This is a genomic window from Alishewanella agri BL06, from assembly GCF_000272005.1.
In the GTDB taxonomy this organism is placed as follows: domain Bacteria; phylum Pseudomonadota; class Gammaproteobacteria; order Enterobacterales; family Alteromonadaceae; genus Alishewanella; species Alishewanella agri.
On record NZ_AKKU01000012.1, the window covers coordinates 1 to 22658 of the forward strand.

Genomic DNA, 22658 nt, shown 5'->3' on the forward strand with positions numbered 1-22658 from the left:
TCAACACGCCCTAGGGTTTCGCCATTTGTAATACCAACCGGCGGTTCACCGCGCGACCAAGTGGCGTATCATTGGGGGCGACATGCCGTCGTTCACCAAAGCCTTCAATTTGCACCTTATCCTCGGCAACACCGGCCGCAATCAGAAAGTCTTTAATTTTTTGTGCCCGCTGTACCGATAACTGCTCGTTCATCCAGGGGCCACCATAACTGTCGGTATAGCCCTGTAACTCGATGGCCTCAATCTCGGAATCATACTTTAAGTACTCAGCAATCAAGCTCAAACGGCGCCGCGATTCGCGGGTTAGCTGATCCCCACCGCTCTCGTAACTTAAAATGGTAAATGCGATATCCTCGAAACTATAAGGCAATAAACCGGCAATACAGTGGCTAAACGCCTGGTATTGGGTTGGGAATTGCACCGGATTCAGCGCGGCAGTCACCTTGTCGTATGGGCTGTACCAGTCACTGTAATAAAAGGTAGGGCTAAAGCCCTGCTCCAGCTCGGTCAACAAAGTCCAGGCGGTTTTCTTTGGTAAGTCGCCATCAAATTGTTTCAGCAGCCGCATACTGGCCAGGGTTTTCGGCTTTTCTCCCGGTCGCCATTGTGGCGGCACCGACAGCACTTCTGCCAAGCCATAACTATCTGGCAGCCGTAGCATTTGCAGTTGAAAATCCAAATTTAAATCTTTACCGGCTACGCTGCTAAACACCGCCTTACCAAAATTCGGGATCGGGTGTTCCAGTTGACACAGCAAGGGCGTATTGGTGCTGAGTTGCCAACTGGACTGTTCAATAGTGGCAGAATATTGACGCCACTGACTGGGAGCGGCGACCGCCAGACTCACCATCAAGCCCGCGCTAACACTGAAAAATAGCGTGATTGCCCGCATTTACTGCCCCGCTGTTACAATGAAAAAATTCCTGATACCTACCAGACCTTAGCAAGCATTATGCCCAAAACAAGACCTGTGACATTTTTTTTGGCATAATGCCGGCCTCTGTTAGGCATGGTGACTGTATGACCCTAAAAAGCGCGACCGAACCACAAGCAACAACCAGCAGCACAGCTAAGACCGCTAGCTTACTAGCACGCCGCTTTCGTGGCTATTATCCGGTAGTTATCGACGTTGAAACCGCTGGCTTTAATCCAAAAACCGATGCCTTGCTGGAAATTGCGGTAAATTTGTTGGAAATGGATGCCGACGGCGCACTCAAGCCCGGTAAAACGCTGCATTTTCATGTTGAGCCCTTTGCGGGTGCTAACCTGGATGCCAGCTCACTGGCCTTCAACGGTATCGATCCTTTTAACTCACTGCGCGGTGCCGTTGCCGAGCGCGAGGCCATTACTGAGATCTGCAAAGCCGTGCGCAAAGCGCAAAAAGATGCCGGTTGCCAGCGCTCAGTGCTGGTCGCGCATAATTCGGCTTTTGACCAAGGTTTTTTTAATGCTGCCATCAGCCGCTTAAATTATAAACGCTCGCCGTTTCATGCTTTTGTTTCGTTTGATACCACCAGCCTGGCGGCGCTGGCGCTGGGGCAAACGGTACTGGCCAAAGCCTGCCACCAGGCGGGAATTGCCTTTAATGCCAAAGAAGCCCATAGCGCTCTGTATGACACCGAGCGTACCGCGGAGCTATTCTGTTACATCGTGAATAAATGGCAGCAACTGGGAGGCTGGCCACTAAGCAATGCGCTACCGGCCGATGAGGAACAGGACGAAGAGAATGAAGACACGGCATAACGAATATGCCGCGTCTTACTGAAGGTTTATTCCGCCGCTGGCTGTTCGGCTTTAAACTTTTCAGCCGTAGCTTTGATCAACGGCTGTAACTCGCCGCGCTGAAACATTTCCAGCACGATATCACAACCACCAATCAGCTCGCCTTCTACCCACAGCTGCGGGAAGGTCGGCCAGTTCGCATATTTTGGCAGCTCGGCCCGGATATCCGGATGCTGCAGAATGTCGACAAAGGCAAACTGCTCACCACAGGCAATCAGCGCTTGTGACGCCTGTGCCGAAAAGCCACAACTGGGGAATTTTGGCGAACCCTTCATATACAACAGGATCGGATTGTCGGCGATTTGTTGTTTGATTTTGTCTAACGTTTCCATTACTACCTCTCGGATTAAGATGAAAGTTGGCCTATTTTACTCCTTCTGCCCCTCGCCCGCACTTGAGATTTGCAGAAAGTGCCCAATATTGTCTGAACCAACAACAGCGCCTGCGGCTATAATGATTGCAGGCAAACGCAGGCCGGCAGGCATAAAACTTGAGTATTTTAGTCAGGTTTTGTAGTCTACGCCATGCAGACACTTTAAACAACGAACGGAGAGCTACAATGGCCTTTGAATTACCCGCCTTACCATACGCAAAAGATGCTTTAGCGCCGCATATTTCTGCTGAAACCCTGGAATATCACCACGGTAAGCACCACAACACCTACGTCGTAAAGCTGAACGGTCTGATTGAAGGCACGCCTTTTGCCAGCCAGTCACTAGAAGAAATTATCCGTAACAGCGAAGGTGGCGTATTTAACAACGCGGCGCAGGTTTGGAACCATACGTTCTACTGGCACTGCTTATCGCCAAATGGTGGCGGTCAACCAACTGGCGCCCTGGCAGATGCCATCAACGCTAAGTGGGGCTCTTTCGATGCCTTTAAAGCCGCCTTTAATGACAAAGCGGTCAATAACTTCGGTTCCAGCTGGACCTGGTTAGTGAAAAAAGCGGATGGCAGCCTGGATATCGTCAACACCAGCAACGCCGGCACGCCAATTCAGGACGCGGCAGTAACGCCAATTATCACCGTTGACCTGTGGGAACACGCTTACTACATCGACTACCGCAATGCCCGCCCAACTTATCTGGACGCATTCTGGGCCCTGGCAAACTGGGAATTTGCTGCGGCAAACTTCGCTAAGTAATAGTTTTATTCCTGGTTGTGATACCCGGCTTCGGCCGGGTATTTTTTGCTCCACCCTGCAACTTTCCTGCCGCATCCCGCTCAAAATTTATACTGAACCTTTTATCGAAACAAAGCGTAACTGCCAATACCAGGGTAATTTTTTGTACTTCGCTGGGCAAAACTGCCGTTTAGTGTCTACCTTTAACATAACAGCTAAGCAGTTATGCCGGACGACGGGCTGGAGGTGTATATGGGGATCTTTGAGCATTTCAGGACACGTTACGAAACTACCAAAGAGGAGGAAATGAGCCTGCAGGAATTCCTGCAACTATGTAAAAAAGACAAAAGCTGCTACAGCACCGCCGCTGAGCGGCTGTTACAAGCGATTGGCGAGCCCGAGTTAATTGATACTTCGCATGATCCTAAACTAAGCCGACTGTTTTCCAACCGGGTGATCGCCCGCTACCCCGCCTTCCATGAATTTTACGGCATGGAGGATGCTATCGAACAAATTGTCTCTTACCTGAAGCACTCGGCGCAGGGGCTGGAAGAACGCAAACAAATTCTGTATTTGCTGGGCCCGGTCGGTGGCGGTAAATCCTCATTAGCGGAAAAACTCAAAGCCCTGATGCAACAGGTACCGATTTACTACCTGAAAGGCTCGCCGGTACAGGACCATCCGCTATGTCTGTTCGATGCCGCCGAGGATGGCGCTATTCTGGAGCAGGAGTACGGCATTCCGAAACGTTATCTGCGCGCCATTATGTCGCCCTGGGCCAGTAAACGGCTGCACGAATTTAACGGCGATATCAGCCAGTTCCGGGTAGTCAAGCGCACGCCGTCGATTCTGGATCAGCTGGCGATTGCCAAAACTGAGCCGGGTGATGAGAACAATCAGGATATCGCCGCGCTGGTAGGTAAAGTGGATATCCGTAAGTTAGAGCATTATGCGCAAAATGATCCTGATGCCTACAGCTACTCCGGCGCCCTGTGTCGCGCCAATCAGGGGCTGATGGAATTTGTTGAGATGTTCAAAGCGCCGATTAAAGTGTTGCATCCGCTACTGACCGCTACACAGGAAGGGAATTACAACGGTACCGAAGGGCTGGCTGCCCTGCCGTTTGACGGCATTATTCTGGCACACAGTAACGAGTCAGAATGGCAAACTTTCCGCAATAACAAAAACAACGAAGCCTTTTTAGATCGGGTCTATATCGTCAAAGTCCCTTACTGTTTACGTGTCAGTGAGGAAATGAAGATTTATCAAAAACTGTTGGAACATAGTGAACTCAGCCAGGCACCCTGTGCCCCCGGTACCTTGAGCGCACTGGCGCAATTTGCAGTGCTGTCACGGCTAAAAACCCCGGAAAACTCCAGTATCTACTCGAAAATGCGGGTTTATGATGGTGAAAGCCTGAAAGATACCGATCCTAAGGCCAAGTCGTATCAGGAGTATCGTGACTTTGCCGGTGTCGATGAAGGCATGACGGGCCTGTCAACCCGCTTTGCCTTTAAGATCCTGTCACGGGTCTTTAATTTCGACAGCACCGAAGTGGCCGCTAACCCAGTACATTTATTCTATGTGCTGGAGCAACAGATAGAGCGCGAGCAGTTCCCGGCAGACACCGCAGAGCGCTATCTGGAACATCTGAAAGGTTTCCTGATCCCCAAATATGTCGAATTTATTGGCAAAGAGATTCAAACTGCTTATCTGGAGTCCTACTCTGAATATGGACAAAACATCTTTGATCGCTATGTGATCTATGCCGACTTCTGGATCCAGGATCAGGAATACCGCGATCCGGAGACCGGCCAGTTGTTTGACCGCTCATCCCTGAATTCTGAGCTGGAGAAAATTGAAAAGCCAGCTGGCATCAGTAACCCAAAAGATTTCCGCAATGAAATCGTTAACTTTGTGCTGCGCGCCCGTGCCAAAAATCATGGCAAGAATCCTACCTGGACCAGCTATGAAAAACTCAGAACAGTGATAGAGAAGAAAATGTTCTCCGGCACTGAAGAGCTGCTGCCAGTGATTTCGTTTAATGCCAAGACCAGCACTGAGGATCAGAAAAAGCATGACGACTTCGTCAACCGGATGATGGAGAAAGGTTATACCCGTAAGCAAGTCCGTTTGCTGTCTGAATGGTATTTGCGGGTACGGAAATCGCAGTAACGGCGGAGGTGGTATGGTGCATTTTATTGATCGCCGGCTCAACGGAAAAAACAAAAGCGCGGTTAATCGCCAGCGTTTTATCCGCCGTTATAAGCAACAAATTAAGCAGGCGGTATCCGACGCGATCAGTAAACGCAGTGTGACCGATTTACACAAGGGTGAGAGTGTCAGCATACCGGCGCGGGATATCACTGAGCCGTTTTTCCACCAGGGTCAAGGCGGTATCCGGCAGCGGGTGCATCCGGGCAACGACCAGTTCAGCCCGGGTGACCGCATTCCACGGCCACAAGGTGGTGGTGCTGGCAGCGGCCAGGGCGATGCCAGTGCCGATGGTGAAGGCAACGACGACTTTGTCTTTGCCATCTCCAAGGATGAATATCTGGACCTGTTGTTTGAGGATTTGGCGCTGCCGGATCTGAAACATAATCAGTTGGATAAGCTGGTACAATACAAAACGGTGCGAGCTGGCTATCGTGCCGAAGGCGTACCAGCCAATATTGATATCGTACGCTCGCTACGCGGCTCTCTGGCACGGCGCATTGCGATGTCCGCTGATAAAAAGCAACAGCTAAAGCAAGCCGAGGCCGAGCTCGCAGAGCTGGAGCAGGCTGCAGTACCGGATGAATTGGCACGGCGCGCGCTATTGGAGCACATCGCAGAGCTGAAGCAAAAACTGGCTGCCGTCCCCTTTATCGACAGCTTTGATTTACGCTTTCGTAATTATCAAAAGAAGCCAGAGCCGACCAGTAAGGCGGTGATGTTTTGCCTGATGGATGTCTCAGGTTCGATGGACCAAGCCACCAAAGAGATGGCTAAACGCTTCTATATATTGCTGTATCTGTTCTTAAGCCGCAGCTATAAAAATGTCGAAGTGGTGTATATCCGCCACCATACCCAGGCCAAAGAAGTCGACGAACAGGAGTTTTTCTATTCCCAGGAAACCGGCGGAACTATCGTGTCCTCGGCGCTGAAGCTAATGCAGGAAATTATTGCCAAACGGTTTGACCCACAGGAATGGAATATCTATGCCGCTCAAGCGTCGGACGGCGACAACTGGGCAGAAGATAGCCCACTCTGTGCCGAACTATTGGCCAGACAGATCCTGCCGGCCGTACGTTATTACGCTTATATTGAAATCAGTCCACGCGCGCATCAGTCGCTGTGGGAACAATACCAACAATTACAGGCCAGTCAGCCTAAGCTGGCGTTGCAGCAAATCCGTGAAGTCAGTGATATTTACCCGGTGTTTCGCGAACTCTTTAAAAAACAAGCTGCCTGACGGAGGTCTTCAGTATGTCTAACTCCGCTTTAATCAGCCGCGCCTGCTTACCCGATGGTCCCGACTGGACGTTCGAGCTACTGGCGAGCTACCAACAGGAAATTGCCCGGGTTGCCGCGCACTATCAGCTGGATACCTATCCCAATCAGATTGAGGTGATTACCGCTGAGCAAATGCTGGATGCCTATTCCAGTATTGGTATGCCGATTGGCTATCACCACTGGTCTTATGGCAAAAAATTTATTCAAAGCGAGCAGCACTACAAAAGAGGCTATATGGGGTTGGCCTATGAAATCGTCATCAATTCCGATCCCTGCATTGCCTATCTGATGGAAGAAAATACCCTGCCAATGCAGGCACTGGTGATGGCGCACGCCTGCTATGGCCATAATTCGTTTTTTAAAAATAATTACTTGTTCCGCACCTGGACCGACGCCTCATCAATTATCGATTATCTGGTGTTTGCCAAAAACTATGTCAGCAAGTGTGAGGAGAAATACGGTATCGCCGAAGTCGAAAATTTTCTCGACTCCTGTCATGCCTTGATGAATTATGGCGTTGATCGTTATAAAAGACCCCAGAAAATCTCAATGGCGGAGGAGCAAAAACGCCAGCAACAGCGGGAAGCCTTTTTACAATCGCAGGTTAACGAGCTATGGCGCACCTTGCCGGCTAAAGCCAGCACCAATCCGACTGAAGCACGCTTCCCGGCCGAGCCACAGGAAAACATTCTGTATTTTATTGAAAAAAATGCGCCCTTGCTGCAACCCTGGCAACGTGAGCTGGTCAGGATAGTGCGCAAAATCTCGCAGTATTTCTATCCACAAAAACAAACCCAGGTGATGAACGAGGGCTGGGCAACGTTCTGGCACTATACGCTGCTGCAACATCTGTACGCTGAAGGCAAACTGAGCGACCGTTTTATGCTGGAAGTGTTACATAGCCACACTAATGTGGTGTTGCAACCACCTTATAACAGCAAGTATTACAGCGGTATTAACCCCTATGCGCTGGGCTTTGCTATTTTTAGTGATATCCGCCGGATTTGTGAAAACCCGACCGCTGAAGATAAAGCCTGGTTTCCGGAGCTCGCCGGTAGCGACTGGCTACAGAGCCTGCATTTTGCGATGCAGAACTTTAAAGATGAGAGCTTTATCAGTCAGTATCTGTCGCCGAAAGTGATGCGGGATTTTCATTTATTCGCCGTTACCGACAATAGTAAGGAAAGCAGCCTTGAAGTCAGTGCTATCCATAATGCCGAGGGCTATCAGCAGATCCGGCAGTTATTGTCAGCTCAGTATAATCTAAGCCAGCTGGAGCCAAATATTCAGGTGCAACAGGTCAATCTGAATACGGATCGGGCGCTGACATTGCGTTACATTCCACACCAGGAGATCCCGCTGGGTGGCGCGATTGAGCAGGTGATGCGCCACTTACACCGCTTGTGGGGTTTTGAGGTCCGGCTGGAGCAACTGCAAAGCGATGGCAGCGTGCAGCTACTGGCACGCTGCCCAGAGCCGGCTTAATCCTGATGCCGGGTTACCCGGTTGCGGCCATCGGCTTTAGAGGTATAAAGCGCTTTATCCGCAGCATTCAGCCACTGCAGATAATCCTGCATCGCCGCACTGCGTTCCGCCAGGCCAAAACTCATAGTTAGCCGGATCGTCTGGCCCTGGTAAGTCAACTCGGTCTGTTCAATTTTACGGCGAATGCGCTCGGCCAGATAATTGGCCTGATCGGCGCTGGTATCCAGCAGTAAGATAGCAAACTCCTCACCACCATAACGACCCGGTAAGTCGGTACTGCGCAGGCTTTTGCGGATTATCTCTGCCACAGTTTTAATGACCAGATCGCCCGCCGCATGGCCATAACCATCGTTGATGCGCTTAAAGTGATCGATATCACACATGATCAGCGTGCTGCTATGCTGCGGATAACGCTGCAGCCGGTTAAACTCCAGCCTCAGGTTTTCTTCCCAATTGCCGCGATTGCGCATTTGCGTCAGATAATCGGTTGTCGATAACTGCCGTAACTGCCCATTCATTGACTGTAATTCCAGCTTACTGACCGCTGCATCTGTCACGTCATAAATAATAAAACACAGGTGACTGACCTGACCGCGACTGTCGGTGATCGGGAAAATGGTACTATTCTGATACATATAATCCGCATGACCGGTGATAGAACGGTAGTTTTTAAAACGGAAAATATAGGGCCGCTGCTCCCAAATCGTAAAAGCGCGGTTTTTTAATAAAAAGACGGGATCACATTTACGACGTAGCCAGTCTTCGTCAATTTCCGGGAACAAGTCAAACAGGCTGCGTTCTCTGACCTGGCGCGGCAACAAACCACTGTGGTTTTCCATAAAACCGTTCCATAACTGGATCTGATAGTGCGTATCCACCACCACTAAACCCACATCAACGGTTTGCAGCATATTCATTAGCCAATGCAGCTCTGAAGCACCAAAATCATTCAGGGTCATTCAGCATCATCCATCAAAAAAGCCAGCTTATAGCGGAAAGTTTTCAGACTATCTTCGGTAAACAACAGCAATAAATCACAGTGTATATTAAAACCTTCGATACCATAACTGAGCTCAATCGTCAGCGTTTTACGCCAGCGTTTGGCATTAGCTTTAATCAGCTCACTGACCGGCGCGTGCTGCCCCAGCACCACCGGATGGCCTTGGCTAAAACTAATATCCAGCTGTTCAGCAATACCTTTTAATACTGCCCCAATCAGGATATTGGCTACATCCATCAACAGTTCCAATTCGGCGGCACTGGTCAGCTCGCCCTGATAATTCAGCAAACGCGCAATATCAGCAAAACTGGAGTCAGTTAAGATCAATAAGGCTTCACCGGCAATACCACTGCCAATAAAACCCTGACAGACACCTGAAGTCTGACTATCCGGGGCAATAGAGGCCAACGCCATGCTCAGTTCACTGACCTCAATCAAATTGACATTCGGGATCGGTAACTTAACAAACACCTTGAGCAAGCGCGCCAGTAAATCACCGGCCTGGCCCATGGCAACGTTTGCCACTTCCTGAAACACATCGCGTAGCTCAGGATCTAACTCCGTAACCTGAACCAGATGCGCTTGACCCTGCTGCGTTCTTGGTGCAGTTGCTACCGCCGTTTGTAGCAGCGCAGCCAGCGCCTGCGGCTCGACCGGTTTCTTCAGAAAGGCTTTCGCCCCCAGCGCCATCACTCTTTGGTGTGCTTCCGGTTGAATATCGCCAGAAACGACAACAATCTGTACTGGCAGTTGCAGCTTCTTTAACTCTGCCAATACCTGATAGCCATCCATTACCGGCATGTTCAAATCGAGGAACAGCCAGTCAAAGGGTTGTTTTTTCAGGCTGGTCAGGGCATCAGCCCCATGGCCGGCGAACTGCACCGTTTTCTGCCAGTCCTGTGGTAATATTTTGGCCAGTTGTTTTCGGGCCAGATTGGAATCGTCGCAAATTAATACAGCGGGCGTCATAACTTTCTCGCTTGAGTGCGGTCTGACCTTATCATAACGTTGATTGACTGTTGGAGCAGCAAATGTTTTTAAAAAAATTTAATAATACTAAGCTACTAGTTGCACTGTTACTGGCAGTTGCCAGTGGCGGCCTGACCGCCGCCGACATTACGGCGAAGTTACCTTCCCGCATCAGCACAGTAACGGCGGGGGGTGAGCCCGTTGTGTTACTGGGCGACGAGCTAAAAACCGGTCAACCGGCACCGGCGTTTAAAGTGGTTGACAATAATTTTAAACCGGTGTCACTGGCTGATTTTAAAGGTCAGACCGTTTTACTTAGTATCGTACCCAGTATTGATACCGGCATCTGTTCGCTGCAAACTAAACGTTTTAATGAAGAAGTCAGTAAGTTACCCGACTCCGTGACCCTGCTCACCATCAGCACCGATCTGCCGTTCGCCCAAAAACGTTTTTGCGAACAAGAACAAGTTGCCAGTATGGCGGTATTATCGGATGCTGTTTGGCGCGATTTTGGCAGCAGCTACGGCTTGTTGATTAAAGATATGGGTTTATTAACCCGAGCCATTATCGTGATTGATAATCAGGGAAAGGTGGCTTACCAACAGTTAGTACCTGAACTGGCACAAGAGCCGGATTACAACGCTGCGCTACAGGCGCTGCGTAAGGTACTGGGGAATTAGGCTGATACCTTATAACAAAAGCCCGGTCGATGCCGGGCTTTTGTTGTCTGGTTGGGACTTAACCCAATAATGCGACCAGTTGTTTACTAACTTGTTCCACCTGCTGAGTACCATCGATATGATGATAGTGGGTTTCACCACGCTCTGCCGCTTTACGATAGTAACCCACCAGCAATTCGGTTTGCTCGTGATAAATGGCTAATCGCTTACGCACCGTTTCTTCAACATCATCGGCACGGATCACCAAGTCTTCGCCGGTTTCATCATCTTTACCGGCAACCTTTGGTGGATTATATACCAGGTGGTAGACCCGACCTGACGCCGGATGTACCCGACGGCCGCTCATCCGTTCGACGATGACATCATCCGGTACATCAAATTCAATCACATGATCAACCTTGATACCGGCTTCCTGCATCGCGTCAGCTTGCGGAATGGTGCGTGGAAAACCATCCAGTAAAAAGCCTTTGGCACAGTCTGCTTTCGCCACCCGCTCTTTTACCAGCCCAATAATCAGCTCATCAGACACTAACTGACCGGCATCCATAATCTTTTTCGCCGCTAATCCCAGCTCTGAACCTTCTTTAATGGCGGCACGTAACATATCACCGGTCGAAATTTGTGGGATACCGTATTTGTTCATCAAAAACTGTGCCTGAGTTCCCTTACCGGCACCCGGGGCGCCCAACAAAATTATGCGCATAGCCTCTACCCTCTTATCCTGGGATTAATCTGTAAATTTTACCGGGTCTAATCTTTGCATAATGCGCGGGGTGAAACAAGAAATTTGTCAACTGGTGCTACCTGACACTGCGCCAATCCTCGCCTTTAGTCGATAGCCTTGGCGCAGCAGCCAACTCGGGCCTGAAACGGCGGCAAAGGGGAAAAAGCAGCTATTTTCCTCCGGAAACCGCCGTCTTACTGCGACTAAAGTCTGAACCGGCGTACCAGCTCCTGCAGTTGTTCCGCCAGGGTAGACAGTGAATCACTGGCTTGAGCTGATTGACTGACATTATCATTGGTTTGATAAGCCACATCACTGATTCGATGGAAGTTTTGATTAATATCTCTTGATACTACCGTTTGCTGTTCGGTTGCAGTGGCAATCTGGTGAGTAGTACTACTAATCAGTTCCACCGCTTCATAAATGGCTGCCAAAGCCTGATCAGCTGCCGCGGCACGCTCGGCGGTCGATTTCGCCGCTTGTTCGCTATTATCAGTGGCTTTTACTGCATTATCAGTACCGTGCTGCAACTTATCGATCATCTGCTTAATTTCAGTGGTTGAATCTTTAGTGCGACTGGCCAGCGTCCTTACTTCATCTGCTACCACCGCAAAACCGCGGCCACTCTCACCGGCACGCGCTGCTTCAATAGCCGCATTGAGCGCCAGCAAGTTGGTTTGCTCAGCGATACCCTCAATCACTTGTAAAATATTGCCAATCTGATCGCTGTCTTTTTTCAGCAGCCGGATAATCGTGGCGGCGGAGCTGACTTCTTTCGATAAATTGGCTAATTCACGAATTGTTGTGCTGACAATTTGCCGGCCATTTTTGCTTTCCTGTTCGGCCTGGGCAGCCGCTTCTGCTGCTTGCTGGGTATTGTGTGACACTTCCTCCAGAGTGCTGGTCATCTCATTCATCGCTACAGCGGCACTGCTGATTTCGGTATTTTGTTGCTGCATCCCGGCACTGGTTTGCTGGTTAATCTGCGATAACTCAGTCGATGCTGCAGCGACCTGATCAGAATAATTACTGACCTCCCCCAGCATCTGCCGCAAGCGCTGCTGCATCTGAGCAATGGCGGCTAATAAACTACTGCTGTCGTCTGAACGCAGATTAATACTGCCACTCAGATCACCCTCGGCAACGCGTTGTACTACCGCAGCGGCATATTCCGGCTCGCCGCCCAGGGTACGGGTGACCTTTTTCACCAACAGCAAACAGACGACTGTCGCCAGCACTAGCACCACCACCGCTGCGATCAGTAAGGTCCAGAACATTTCCCGTACTTCGGCCAACGCCTCCTGTTGCCGGCTTTCCAGCACCAGGCTCCAGCCTAACATCGGCATAAACTGATAACTGCCAATCACCGGCGTCGCTGCAGCGTTTTGATAGAGCCCAACGCCGCTTTGTTGTTGTTTAGTGGCTTCTGCCGCCTGAGTCGTCAGCTTAGCATCCTTAGCGACAGACGGCGCTGTGGTAATGGCTTTACCTTCGGTGTCCAGCAAATAAATTTCGGTATAGTCATTGCGGCTTAATTCATTCACTTTGCGAAAAATCGTCTCCAGCTGCACGGCACCACGCATCACCGCCACTATCTGATTATTTTGCCGGATCGGGATCGCTACTGTACTGACGGTTTGGCCGGTAGCGCGGGAAACCACCGGCTGCGAAAAGGTATCCTGACCAGCGATTGCCTGCTTAAACCAGGCGCGGTCTGCCACATTAAAGGCGTTGGCTTCCGCTTCACTCAACACTTTGGCCTGGCCATTGGCGAAGCTGACACCGGCCATGCCTAAGCCATCCGGCCCCACCACAAAGATGGTGTCGTAAAAACCACTATTCTGTGCCAATTGCTGCATCAATTCGGTCGCCAGCGGTAAATTCAGTTGCTGTACTGAGGGTAAGGTTGCCAGTAGCCGCATTTCATCCTGCCGCACCAGTAACCAATCAGTGAACGCATCGGCATTCAGCTCGGCGGCACTGCGTAACGAACTGACTACCCCGTCAGTTTGCGAGTCCTGATAGCGGACAAAGAGTAGGCTGGTCAGCAGTAGAATCGCTGCCAGAAACAAAGAAATCATACTAAGGGTTAAACGACCGCCAAAACCAAGGCGTTGCCAGAACTGCTGCATAGCTCACCTGTCTGTTATTGTTGTAGCTGCTGTAGCAAGTATAGTGAGAATTTGCAGTAATTGGATGATACAGAATAATTTTTGGGCTGAAAGATCAAAAAAGGGGCTGGTAATACCAGCCCCTCTATCAATAGCCAGTTTATGGTTACTTTGCCAGTGACAGTAACAAGCTATTTAAGCGGGTCACAAAGCTGGCCGGATTTTTCAGGCTGCCACGCTCGGCCAGTAATGCCTGTTCAAACAGCACTTCAGCCCATTGCTGGAAGCGACTTTCGTCCTGCTCGTCGGCGATATGTTTCACCAGTTGATGCTCCGGATTGAGCTCAAAAATCGGTTTCACGTCTGGCACCTTCTGCCCTACCGATTCCATCAGCTTGATCATCTGGGTGCTCATATCAAACTCATCGGTCACCACACAGGCCGGGCTGTCGGTTAAACGATGGCTAACCTTAACATCTTTAACCTGCTCACCCAGCGCCTTTTTAAAGCGCTCTAACACTGAGGCAAAGGCTTCTTCGGTTTTCTTCTGCTCTTCTTTGGTTTGCTCGTCATCCAGTTTCGACAAGTCCAAACCACCTTTGGCAACAGAGCGGAACTTCTTACCGTCGAATTCCGGCAGATGCTGCATCAGCCACTCGTCGATGCGATCGGATAACAGTAACACTTCCAGCCCCTTCTTGCGGAACACCTCCAGATGCGGGCTGTGTTTCGCCGCTTCATGGCTATCCGCCACCAGGAAATAAATCTCGTCCTGGCCTTCTTTCATCCGGCTGACATAGTCGGCCAGTGCTACGTTTTGCACACTGCTGTCGTTATGGGTAGAGGCAAAACGTAGCAAGGCGGCAATTTGCTCTTTATTGGCGAAATCTTCTGCCGGGCCCTCTTTTAGCACCTGACCAAACTCATTCCAGAACAGCTGATACTGCTCGCTGTCTTTAGCCAGCTTTTCCAGCATTTTCAGCGCGCGGCTGCTGCAACCTTTGCGCAGGCTCTGGCTGACCTTGGTATCCTGCAGAATTTCACGCGATACGTTCAGCGGCAGATCGCTGGAATCCAGCACACCCTTGATAAAGCGCAGGTAGCTTGGCATAAACTGCTCGGCATCATCCATAATAAAGACGCGCTGAACATAGAGCTTCAAACCATGCTTGGCTTCACGGTTCCACATATCAAAGGGCGCTTTCTTCGGCACATACAACAGGCTGGTGTAGTTGTTATTCCCCTCAACCTTGTTATGGCTCCAGCTTAACGGCTCGCTCCAGTCGTGGGAAATATGCTTATAGAACTCTTTGTATTCGTCATCAGTGATTTCTGACTTATCACGGGTCCACAGGGCTGTGGCCTTATTCACTGCCTGCCAGTGGCCTTCAGTCGCCGGGATCTTTTCACCGTCTTCTTCACGCTCCGGCGTGCCTTCCTGCCACATTTCCACCGGAATCGAGATATGATCTGAATACTTAGTGACGATACTTTCAACTTTCCAGCGACTTAGGAACTCATCCTCGCCATCACGCAGGTGCAGCACGATCTCGGTACCGCGACTGGCTTTATTGATCTTGCTAATGGTGTAGTCACCCTCACCGGCCGACTCCCACTCTACGGCGCTATCTGCCGGCAGACCAGCTTTACGGGTACGCACTGTGACCTTTTCTGCGACGATAAAGGCCGAATAGAAGCCAACACCAAACTGACCAATTAATTTGGAGTCTTTGCTTTGATCGCCAGACAATTGTGAAAAGAATTCTTTAGTACCAGACTTGGCGATAGTACCCAGGTGTGCAATAACATCGGCCTCATCCATACCGATACCGTTATCGCTGATAGTCAGGGTACGCGCCTGCTCATCCAGGCTGATCCTTACCCGCAGTTCGCCATCATCACCATATAAACTGCTGTCTGATAACGCTAAAAAGCGCAGTTTATCGGCGGCATCTGAGGCATTAGATACCAGTTCCCGCAGGAAAATTTCTTTATTGGAATACAGCGAATGGATCATCAGCTGCAAAAGTTGTTTTACTTCTGCCTGAAAGCCATGAGTTTGCTTCTGGCCAGCAGCGTTGGCAGTGGTCTCACTCATCTTGGGGTCCTCTATAGGTATAACGAGACAAAAAGACGGCGCGGCGCGCCGATAACTCCACCAGATATGGGGGTATTCAGGATGATTTCAAGAGTGGATTAAAAGCGCTGATTAAAAACGTTTACGCCCGGATAAGGCATGCGCCAGGGTAGAACCGTCGATATATTCCAGTTCCCCGCCCACCGGCAGGCCTTGCGCCAGGCGGGTGACAGTGCACTGATATTGCTGACACAGCTCAGCAATATAAAACGCTGTGGCTTCGCCTTCGACCGTCGGATTGGTAGCCAGAATCACTTCACTGATACTACCACTGGCCAGTTGCTTGGCCAGTAAGTCAAGGCCGAGTTGCTCCGGGCCTATGCCATCGAGCGGCGATAAATAGCCCATTAGCACAAAGTAGCGCCCCTGAAACTGGCCGGTTTGCTCGATGGCCAATTGGTCGGCTGCTGACCCGACAATACACAGGGTTTCTGCCTCAGCACGGCGCGGATCGCTGCAAATAGCACACAGCGCCTGTTCACTAAAGGTGCGGCATTGCTGACATTGACCAATGCCGTTCATCGCAGCGGTTAAAGCCGCCCCAAGCCTGGCCCCGCCACTGCGATTACGCTCCAGCAGTTGTAATGCCATGCGTTGGGCCGATTTCGGGCCCACCCCCGGCAACACGCGTAGTGCATCAATCAACTGCTGTAACAGCGGCGGGAGCTTAGCCATAATGCTTAGAAAGGTAACTTCATACCTGGCGGCAATTGTAACCCACCGGTGATTTTTGCCATTTGTTCTTTATTATTTTCTTCAACCCGACGCACCGCATCATTTAATGCCGCGGCTATCAGATCTTCCAGCATTTCTTTGTCATCACTCATCAGACTGTCATCAATGCTCACCCGGCGAACATTGTGATTACCGGTCATGGTGACTTTAACCAGGCCGGCGCCGGCTTCACCGGTCACTTCCATATTGGCAATTTCGGCCTGCATCTTTTGCATCTTTTCCTGCATGGCCTGTGCTTGTTTGAGCATATTGCCCATACCGCCTTTAAACATAATTCTCTCTCTCTGTTAGGAACTGACAAAGCTGGCGACAAGATAATGATTCAGCGCCAAAATTACAAGGTTAATTCACCTGCAGCGTGTCCAGCTGCAACTCGGCGGCAAAGCGCAGCTGGATCTCTTGCAGTTTGGGATCCTGCTGCAACAACCGGCTAACGTAATCCTTACGCTCCTGCTCGATCTGCTGTTGGATCGCCAGTGGTGTGTTTAGCACCTGCTCCTGATACTGAATCGCCAGCTCGAAACCCGCCGGAAATACCGGCGCAATCGCCTGGTACAATTTAGTACGAAAAGCCGGGTTATCCAGATGTTGCTGATGCCGTGCGACGGTGAGCAAAACTTGCTGCCCTTGCTGGCTGAGCGCACTATTTAACAGATACAGACGTAATAAACCACCCAGCTCTAATTGCTCAATCAATCTGGCCCAGGCGTCCACCTGCGCCGCAAACCGAATCGAAAAGCGTTGCTCATCCGGCAACTCGGTATCCGCTGCTGGCAGAGGTTCGAAGCTTTGCTGTTGCCACCAGGCTTCTGACAGCTGCGCTTGCTCACTCAGCTCGTCGTTGCTGAGCTCAGCGAGCTGCTCGTTAAACGCCTCGCTAACATCAACTTCGGCCTGGCTGGCGGTATAACCAGCATATTCCGCGGCGGCGACAGCGTCTGTTGCGATCGCGACGGAAGGCGAAGCAAGCTCTGCCGATTCAGGCTTTACCGCGGCGGCTGTCGGCACCGCAACAGTCGTGGCTTCCATTCTCACCGGCGCAGAGGAGGCTGCAACTGAGGCTGAGAGTGATGGAACTGTCTGCTGCGGCGCCGGTTGGCGCTCAAACTTTTTTGTTGCCGCTTCCTGCGCTGCATTGGTTGTTGGCAGTGCCAAACCACGTCGGGCCATAATCCGCGCCGTTACGGCATCAATCTGCGTGGCCGGCTCTGCTGTACTATTGGCCTGAACATTGCCAGTATGCCCGGCAGGCGGCGTCTCGGGCGTTATTGCTGTTGCTGTGGTCCCGGCTGCAGGCTGTGGCAGCGCCCCGGCAGCCTGTGCCAAGGTTGGGCCTTCCTGAGGCATGGCAGCTGTTGTAGCAACGGCTGGCGCTACTGCTGCCGGACCTGGCGTTGGTACTGCCGCTTGATTTGCTGGCAGTACCGCGCTGGACTTGGCAGCTGGCATCTTTTGCGGTGGCGTGGTCTGTGTCGCCGGCACAAAGGCTAAAGCACGAAGCAGCGCCATCTCCAGGCCAATAGCGGGCTCTGGTGCATAGGGTAAATCTCTTTTCCCACTCACCAAGAGCTGATAATACAACTGTAGCGCTTCCGGGGTCTGACTGGCCGCAAACTGACGAATGGCGTCGGCATAGTCACTATGTTCAGCAGCGGCAGGTTCAAATTGGGTTAAGGCCGTTAGATGCAGCAGCGCCAGTAGATCATCCAGCACCTGCAGATAGTCAGCTTGCTGACTCAGTAACTGTTGCAGGCTATGCTGTAACGCAGCCAGATCGGCGGCGAATAAACTCTGTAATAACTGCAGCGCCCAACTGGTATCCAGTAAACCCAGCATCTCCCGCACCGGCTGTAACTTCACCTCACCATTGCCAAGGGCAATCGCCTGATCGGTCAGGCTGAGGGAATCCCGCAAACTGCCTTTGGCGGCTTTGGCCAGCAGGGCTAAAGCGGCATCATCGAATGGCAGTTGCTCGGCCTGCAATACTGTGGCCAGATGCTGCTGAATTTGTGCTACCGTTAAGGCCTTTAAACTAAACTGCAAACAACGCGACAGTACAGTAACCGGCAGCTTTTGCGGGTCGGTGGTCGCCAGTAAGAACTTCACATGCGGCGGCGGCTCTTCCAGCGTTTTTAATAAGGCATTAAAGCTGTGCCGCGACAGCATATGCACTTCGTCTATCAGGTATACCTTGTAACGGCCCCGGCTTGGTGCATATTGCACATTGTCCAGCAAGTCGCGGGTATCTTCGACCTTAGTCCGCGATGCGGCGTCGATTTCCATTAAATCAACATAGTTACCGCCATCTATCTCTAAGCAGGTGCTACATTGACCACAGGGCGTTGCGGTAATACCGGTCTCACAGTTCAGACTTTTGGCGAAAATGCGGGCGATGGTGGTTTTACCGACACCTCGGGTGCCGGTAAATAAATAGGCATGATGTAAACGGGCGCTATTGAGTGCATTGGCCAGCGCTGTTTTCACATGCTGCTGTCCCACCAGTTCACTAAATTGGCGTGGCCGCCATTTCCTGGCCAGAACCTGATAACTCATGCCGGCATCCTGTCTTGTTGCGAAGTAACGCTAGCCTAACCCTATTCGCCGTGATACTCAACCAGACTACACAGGGTTAAACCAAGCTTTTCTAACCGTGCAACACCGCCCAGTTCTGGTAAGGCGATCACAAAGGCGGCATCAGCTACAGTGCCACCTAAACGACGTACCAGTTTTACCGTGGCATCAATGGTGCCGCCGGTGGCCAGTAAATCGTCAACCAACAGCACTTTATCGCCGGCAACGATAGCATCAGCGTGTAATTCCAGCGCATCTTCGCCATATTCCAAAGAATAGGCCTGTGAAATACGCTCGCGTGGTAACTTGCCCGGTTTACGTACTGGTACAAAGGCTACTCCCAACGCATAAGCTAAAGGGGCACCAAAAATAAAGCCGCGCGATTCAGTACCAATAATCTTCGTAATACCAGCAGCCTGATACCGGGCGACAAAGGCATCAATCACTTTTTTAAAACTGGGGCCATCCTGCATCAGGCTGGTGACATCCCGAAAGGTAATGCCCGGTTTGGGATAATTTTCTACCGTTTTAATCACGGCCTTTAGTTCGGTTGCAAGCTGTTGGTAGTCCATCTCTATACCCTTAACTCAATACAGACAAAAAAGCCGCCCCGGTGGCGGCTAGTACCCGATGTAACCTTACTTTCAGGAAAGTAACTGGATCCAGCGGAGGATCGGGGCCAGACATAACAGGCCAGCGAAACAAATAACGAATAATATTAACTGCTTCAGGTCGAAGCTGTCTTTAAAGTTTTCATCAGCCATACTGCTTTACCGCCTACATATTGATCTACATCAAAACCGGCGCCTATGGTAATGAATTTCGTCGCCTTTGAAAAGCGCAACCGCGAAAAGAAAAGCCCCGGCTGTGCGTAGCCGGGGCTTTATAGTACTTAGTAACCTAAGGGAGTTAGATTAGAAGTCGTAAGACACGGTTACGAATAACCGACGACCTAAATAATCCAGTTGTGATGCAAACAGCGGTACGTTACCAACAACGTTCAGCGCAGCTGGGCTGGCAACTGGTGGCTGTTTGTCAAAGGCGTTAGCAATACCCGCAGTCACATTCATGCTATCCCAGAACGTAGTAGAAGCCGAGAACGCATGCAGAATGTAGGTTGGTGTTTCCGCCAAGAAAGTTACTGCTTCACCACGGTATGTAGTGCGGTTACCATTGGCGTACAGGTGGTAGTTCGATGTGCTGCCATAGTAGTTCATGGTCCAGTTGAACTGCCAGTCATCACGACGCAGTGTGGTACGCAGTGTACCCACTTCACGTGGGTTACCAACCCGGGTAATGTACTTCAACGGCTCTGGGTCAGCAGCAAACTGCTTATAGTTACGCTCGATTTGTTGAGTATGTTCTAAACGTACGCTTAAGTCACCGAATGAGAAGGTGTCACGATAAGTTAACGTATAGTCAATACCACGTACAGTTTGCTCAGCTGTGTTCAGATAACCACCACGGACTGTTGCTACACCCCAGTCGCCATCCAAGCCGGTACGGCGGGTAATTTGACGACAGAAAGGCTCATTAGCAAAACCACGCTCTGAGAAGTAACAGTTGTTTAATACTGCCGCACCACCCACGTTAGTGATCTGGTCGTTGATCACGACATCGTAATAGTCTACTGACAGACCAAACTTACCTTCAGGGCTGGTGTACACAACGCCAACACCTTTAGATACAGAGGTTTCAGCATCAAGAACGCCTTTACCACCACCGGTGATTGAGGTCATAGAAGAACCAACACCTGCAATATAGGTTGCTGGTACGCCAGCAGCCTGACAGTTAGCACGCAGGAACTGGTTGTCACTCTCTACCCAGTTGATACATGGATCAGCGTTTTGGCCTAAGAAACCAGTTTGGCTATCCAGGAACAACTCAAACAATGCTGGTGCACGGAATGAGCTACCACGGTAAGCACGGATACGCCATTCGTCAGTCAGTGCCCAGTTTAAACCGGCCTTGTAAGTAGAACCTGTACCGTAGGTGTTAACATCATTCCAACGACCTGACACGGTCAGATCCATTGACTGCACTAATGGCATTTCACGTAACAGTGGCACATTGAACTCAGCATAAGCAGCTTTAGTAGAGGAGCGACCCTTAGTCACGTTAGCGCCACTTAAACCCCATGAGTTACCACGCAGCGTTTCGACGCCCGGGGTATCTTTGATCATGTCGGTTTGGTAGCTCACACCATAAGCTGTACTTACCATACCAGCTGGTAATTCAAACAGGTCGCCTGTCAGATAGAAATCTACAGTATCCTGTTTGTAATATGTCATACCAACGTCTTCACCCATCAGGAAATTACGGGCACCTTGGCTCATATTACCGTTAATAAATTGTGGGTCGAACCACTCAACCGCATAACATGGACGGTTTGACAATGGCGTCACGTCATTACAAGCTTCACCACGCAGTACGCGTTGTGATTTCAGCATGGCGTCACGCAGGAAAATATCTTGCTTATATTCACCTTTGTTAAATGAACGTTGGTAAGAGAAGTTCCAGTACCAATCGCCAAACTCGCCCTCAAAACCTGCGACAGCGCGGGTGTAATCAATAGTCGTTTGGTTTTTGAAGTGATCTGTAATCGCAACCGCAAGTAACGTTGTGTTACCACCCCAGCCTGGCACTAAGTTGGCAGGAATGTAACCATAATCTTGGGTAAAGATTTGACGTACACTGGCAATATCCGTTCTGCGGCTACTATGCAGTAACTCACCAAACATCGATACTTTATCGCTGATGTCGTAGTTACCTTGCAGATATACGGAGCCAACTTTGGACTCTGGGATCATGGTTGAATTGCGTTGGAACGGATGCTGACCGTCTAACCAGCCATCTGTTTCTTTCGTGTGGCCAGCCCAGAAATAACCATTTGGGTGAGTTAGTGGTACTGGGAAAGTAGAACTTGCCGCTGGGAAACCATAGCCTTGATAGTCATACAGAAAACGACCACCACGGTTAGTCCAGATACCATAGCCAGTACCGTTACAGTGGTATTCACCAGTGCGCGGGTCAATTGGGTCAGCACGTTCACCGGTTGTGGCGTTAAACAGCATCCGCTCATTACAGTTAAAGTAATCGCGGTCGTCACGGATTAAACCGGTATTGACGTTGTAGTCTGCTACCACTTGCCATGAGCCGCGGTCAAAGGTCTCACCGTAAGTACCGTTGATACGATAGGTTTCACCACCTGATTCAAACGGCTTGCTACCAGACACAGTAATATTAGCAGTATCGTCACGTTTGGTAATGATGTTGATTACACCAGCAACAGCGTCTGAACCGTATAGTGATGAAGCGCCGTCTTTTAGAATTTCAACCCGATCAATGGCTGATACAGGTAAGGCGTTCATATCAAAAGCAGATACCTGACCACGGGTACCAGCTGGGCCAGCGCGGCGGCCGTTTAATAATACCAGCGTACGGTTTGAACCCAGACCACGCATTGAGATAGACTCAGCACCGGCACCACCAGAGGTGACGAAGCCCACAGAGTACGCAGAAATCAGCTGGTCAGAACCGGCTGCCACGGTAGAAGTACGCAGTAATTCACCCAGCGTATTTAAACCTGAATCTTTCGCAATCTCAGCAGTGATGATAGTAACCGGGTTAGCCTGATCCAGGCCGTCGGTGCGGATCCGAGAGCCTACGATCTGAATACGCTCTGGCTTCTCGTCTTTTTTGGCGGTTTCTTCGTTATCAGTTTCTTGGGCTGCAACTGAGCCAGCGAAGGCCAGTGTTGAAGCAGCACCAAAGGCCATAGCCAGGCGAACAGCCTTGCTTAGCTTGTTATTGGTGAACATAGTAAACTCCCTGGATAACTCTTAT

18 protein-coding genes are annotated in these 22658 nt (G+C 50.6%); 6 read left to right on the forward strand and 12 right to left on the reverse strand.

Annotated features, from left to right (window positions below; genetic code table 11):
- Window positions 1–10 precede the first annotated feature (10 nt).
- Window positions 11–892, reverse strand: a complete 882-nt coding sequence (locus AGRI_RS06695) for a flagellar protein MotY (protein ID WP_008984220.1) — start codon at window positions 890–892, stop codon at window positions 11–13.
- 128 nt (window positions 893–1020) lie between these two features.
- On the opposite strand from AGRI_RS06695, the gene rnt reads away from it, so the two are divergent.
- The gene (gene rnt, locus AGRI_RS06700) at window positions 1021–1743 is read left to right on the forward strand and encodes a ribonuclease T (protein WP_008984221.1); all 723 of its coding nucleotides are present in this window, start codon (window positions 1021–1023) and stop codon (window positions 1741–1743) included.
- Between the two features lie 26 nt (window positions 1744–1769).
- On the opposite strand, the gene AGRI_RS06705 is transcribed toward rnt, so the two are convergent.
- Window positions 1770–2114, reverse strand: coding sequence for a Grx4 family monothiol glutaredoxin (locus AGRI_RS06705; protein ID WP_008951431.1), 345 nt, complete (start codon window positions 2112–2114; stop codon window positions 1770–1772).
- Between the two features lie 227 nt (window positions 2115–2341).
- On the opposite strand from AGRI_RS06705, the gene AGRI_RS06710 reads away from it, so the two are divergent.
- The 4 genes from AGRI_RS06710 (at window position 2342) to AGRI_RS06725 (ending at window position 7885) form a co-directional block, all read left to right on the forward strand.
- Window positions 2342–2926: a Fe-Mn family superoxide dismutase gene (locus AGRI_RS06710; RefSeq protein ID WP_008984222.1), complete on the forward strand. Its 585-nt coding sequence runs from the start codon at window positions 2342–2344 to the stop codon at window positions 2924–2926.
- A 231-nt stretch (window positions 2927–3157) separates the two neighbouring features.
- A complete protein-coding gene (locus AGRI_RS06715) occupies window positions 3158–5080 on the forward strand; it encodes a PrkA family serine protein kinase (RefSeq protein ID WP_008984223.1) in 1923 nt (640 codons plus the stop codon).
- A 13-nt stretch (window positions 5081–5093) separates the two neighbouring features.
- Complete coding sequence (locus AGRI_RS06720; RefSeq protein ID WP_008984224.1) at window positions 5094–6359, forward strand: YeaH/YhbH family protein; 1266 nt, start codon at window positions 5094–5096, stop codon at window positions 6357–6359.
- A gap of 14 nt (window positions 6360–6373) precedes the next feature.
- Window positions 6374–7885 (forward strand): SpoVR family protein, encoded by a 1512-nt coding sequence (locus AGRI_RS06725; protein WP_008984225.1) that lies wholly within the window; start codon window positions 6374–6376, stop codon window positions 7883–7885.
- Here AGRI_RS06725 and AGRI_RS06730 read toward each other — a convergent pair.
- Both AGRI_RS06730 and AGRI_RS06735 read right to left on the reverse strand, forming a co-directional pair.
- Complete coding sequence (locus tag AGRI_RS06730) at window positions 7882–8844, reverse strand: sensor domain-containing diguanylate cyclase (RefSeq protein WP_008984226.1); 963 nt, start codon at window positions 8842–8844, stop codon at window positions 7882–7884. The genes AGRI_RS06725 and AGRI_RS06730 overlap by 4 nt on opposite strands.
- Window positions 8841–9854 carry a response regulator gene (locus AGRI_RS06735; protein WP_008984227.1) on the reverse strand — a complete coding sequence of 338 codons (1014 nt, stop codon included), beginning with the start codon at window positions 9852–9854 and terminating at the stop codon, window positions 8841–8843. Before AGRI_RS06735 ends, AGRI_RS06730 begins: the two co-directional genes overlap by 4 nt.
- A gap of 62 nt (window positions 9855–9916) precedes the next feature.
- Here AGRI_RS06735 and tpx point away from each other — a divergent pair, with 62 nt between their 5' ends.
- Window positions 9917–10534: a thiol peroxidase gene (tpx, locus tag AGRI_RS06740; RefSeq protein ID WP_008984228.1), complete on the forward strand. Its 618-nt coding sequence runs from the start codon at window positions 9917–9919 to the stop codon at window positions 10532–10534.
- A gap of 58 nt (window positions 10535–10592) precedes the next feature.
- Here tpx and adk read toward each other — a convergent pair whose 3' ends face one another.
- From adk to AGRI_RS06780, 8 genes are all read right to left on the reverse strand, one after another.
- Window positions 10593–11237 (reverse strand): adenylate kinase, encoded by a 645-nt coding sequence (adk, locus tag AGRI_RS06745; RefSeq protein WP_008984229.1) that lies wholly within the window; start codon window positions 11235–11237, stop codon window positions 10593–10595.
- A 224-nt stretch (window positions 11238–11461) separates the two neighbouring features.
- Complete coding sequence (locus tag AGRI_RS06750; RefSeq protein ID WP_008984230.1) at window positions 11462–13390, reverse strand: methyl-accepting chemotaxis protein; 1929 nt, start codon at window positions 13388–13390, stop codon at window positions 11462–11464.
- A gap of 145 nt (window positions 13391–13535) precedes the next feature.
- Window positions 13536–15467, reverse strand: coding sequence for a molecular chaperone HtpG (htpG, locus tag AGRI_RS06755; protein ID WP_008984231.1), 1932 nt, complete (start codon window positions 15465–15467; stop codon window positions 13536–13538).
- A gap of 111 nt (window positions 15468–15578) precedes the next feature.
- Complete coding sequence (gene recR, locus AGRI_RS06760; RefSeq protein WP_008984232.1) at window positions 15579–16181, reverse strand: recombination mediator RecR; 603 nt, start codon at window positions 16179–16181, stop codon at window positions 15579–15581.
- Between the two features lie 5 nt (window positions 16182–16186).
- Complete coding sequence (locus AGRI_RS06765; RefSeq protein ID WP_008607436.1) at window positions 16187–16513, reverse strand: YbaB/EbfC family nucleoid-associated protein; 327 nt, start codon at window positions 16511–16513, stop codon at window positions 16187–16189.
- Window positions 16514–16583: 70 nt separating this feature from the next.
- Window positions 16584–18794, reverse strand: coding sequence for a DNA polymerase III subunit gamma/tau (gene dnaX / locus AGRI_RS06770; protein WP_008984233.1), 2211 nt, complete (start codon window positions 18792–18794; stop codon window positions 16584–16586).
- 41 nt (window positions 18795–18835) lie between these two features.
- Entirely contained in the window at window positions 18836–19384 is a 549-nt protein-coding gene (gene apt, locus AGRI_RS06775) for an adenine phosphoribosyltransferase (protein WP_008984234.1), read from the reverse strand.
- 342 nt (window positions 19385–19726) lie between these two features.
- Complete coding sequence (locus AGRI_RS06780) at window positions 19727–22633, reverse strand: TonB-dependent receptor domain-containing protein (RefSeq protein WP_008984235.1); 2907 nt, start codon at window positions 22631–22633, stop codon at window positions 19727–19729.
- Window positions 22634–22658: the final 25 nt, after the last annotated feature.

Bases quoted from the DNA above. Each gene is read 5' to 3' on its own strand.
- tpx (WP_008984228.1), top strand. From the start codon at position 9,917: ATGTTTTTAAAAAAATTTAATAATACTAAGCTACTAGTTGCACTGTTA.
- adk (WP_008984229.1), bottom strand. From the start codon at position 11,237: ATGCGCATAATTTTGTTGGGCGCCCCGGGTGCCGGTAAGGGAACTCAG.
- AGRI_RS06725 (WP_008984225.1), top strand. From the start codon at position 6,374: ATGTCTAACTCCGCTTTAATCAGCCGCGCCTGCTTACCCGATGGTCCC.
- AGRI_RS06710 (WP_008984222.1), top strand. From the start codon at position 2,342: ATGGCCTTTGAATTACCCGCCTTACCATACGCAAAAGATGCTTTAGCG.
- AGRI_RS06780 (WP_008984235.1), bottom strand. From the start codon at position 22,633: ATGTTCACCAATAACAAGCTAAGCAAGGCTGTTCGCCTGGCTATGGCC.
- AGRI_RS06730 (WP_008984226.1), bottom strand. From the start codon at position 8,844: ATGACCCTGAATGATTTTGGTGCTTCAGAGCTGCATTGGCTAATGAAT.
- AGRI_RS06695 (WP_008984220.1), bottom strand. From the start codon at position 892: ATGCGGGCAATCACGCTATTTTTCAGTGTTAGCGCGGGCTTGATGGTG.
- AGRI_RS06715 (WP_008984223.1), top strand. From the start codon at position 3,158: ATGGGGATCTTTGAGCATTTCAGGACACGTTACGAAACTACCAAAGAG.
- AGRI_RS06720 (WP_008984224.1), top strand. From the start codon at position 5,094: ATGGTGCATTTTATTGATCGCCGGCTCAACGGAAAAAACAAAAGCGCG.
- dnaX (WP_008984233.1), bottom strand. From the start codon at position 18,794: ATGAGTTATCAGGTTCTGGCCAGGAAATGGCGGCCACGCCAATTTAGT.
- apt (WP_008984234.1), bottom strand. From the start codon at position 19,384: ATGGACTACCAACAGCTTGCAACCGAACTAAAGGCCGTGATTAAAACG.
- htpG (WP_008984231.1), bottom strand. From the start codon at position 15,467: ATGAGTGAGACCACTGCCAACGCTGCTGGCCAGAAGCAAACTCATGGC.
- AGRI_RS06705 (WP_008951431.1), bottom strand. From the start codon at position 2,114: ATGGAAACGTTAGACAAAATCAAACAACAAATCGCCGACAATCCGATC.
- rnt (WP_008984221.1), top strand. From the start codon at position 1,021: ATGACCCTAAAAAGCGCGACCGAACCACAAGCAACAACCAGCAGCACA.
- AGRI_RS06750 (WP_008984230.1), bottom strand. From the start codon at position 13,390: ATGCAGCAGTTCTGGCAACGCCTTGGTTTTGGCGGTCGTTTAACCCTT.
- recR (WP_008984232.1), bottom strand. From the start codon at position 16,181: ATGGCTAAGCTCCCGCCGCTGTTACAGCAGTTGATTGATGCACTACGC.
- AGRI_RS06735 (WP_008984227.1), bottom strand. From the start codon at position 9,854: ATGACGCCCGCTGTATTAATTTGCGACGATTCCAATCTGGCCCGAAAA.
- AGRI_RS06765 (WP_008607436.1), bottom strand. From the start codon at position 16,513: ATGTTTAAAGGCGGTATGGGCAATATGCTCAAACAAGCACAGGCCATG.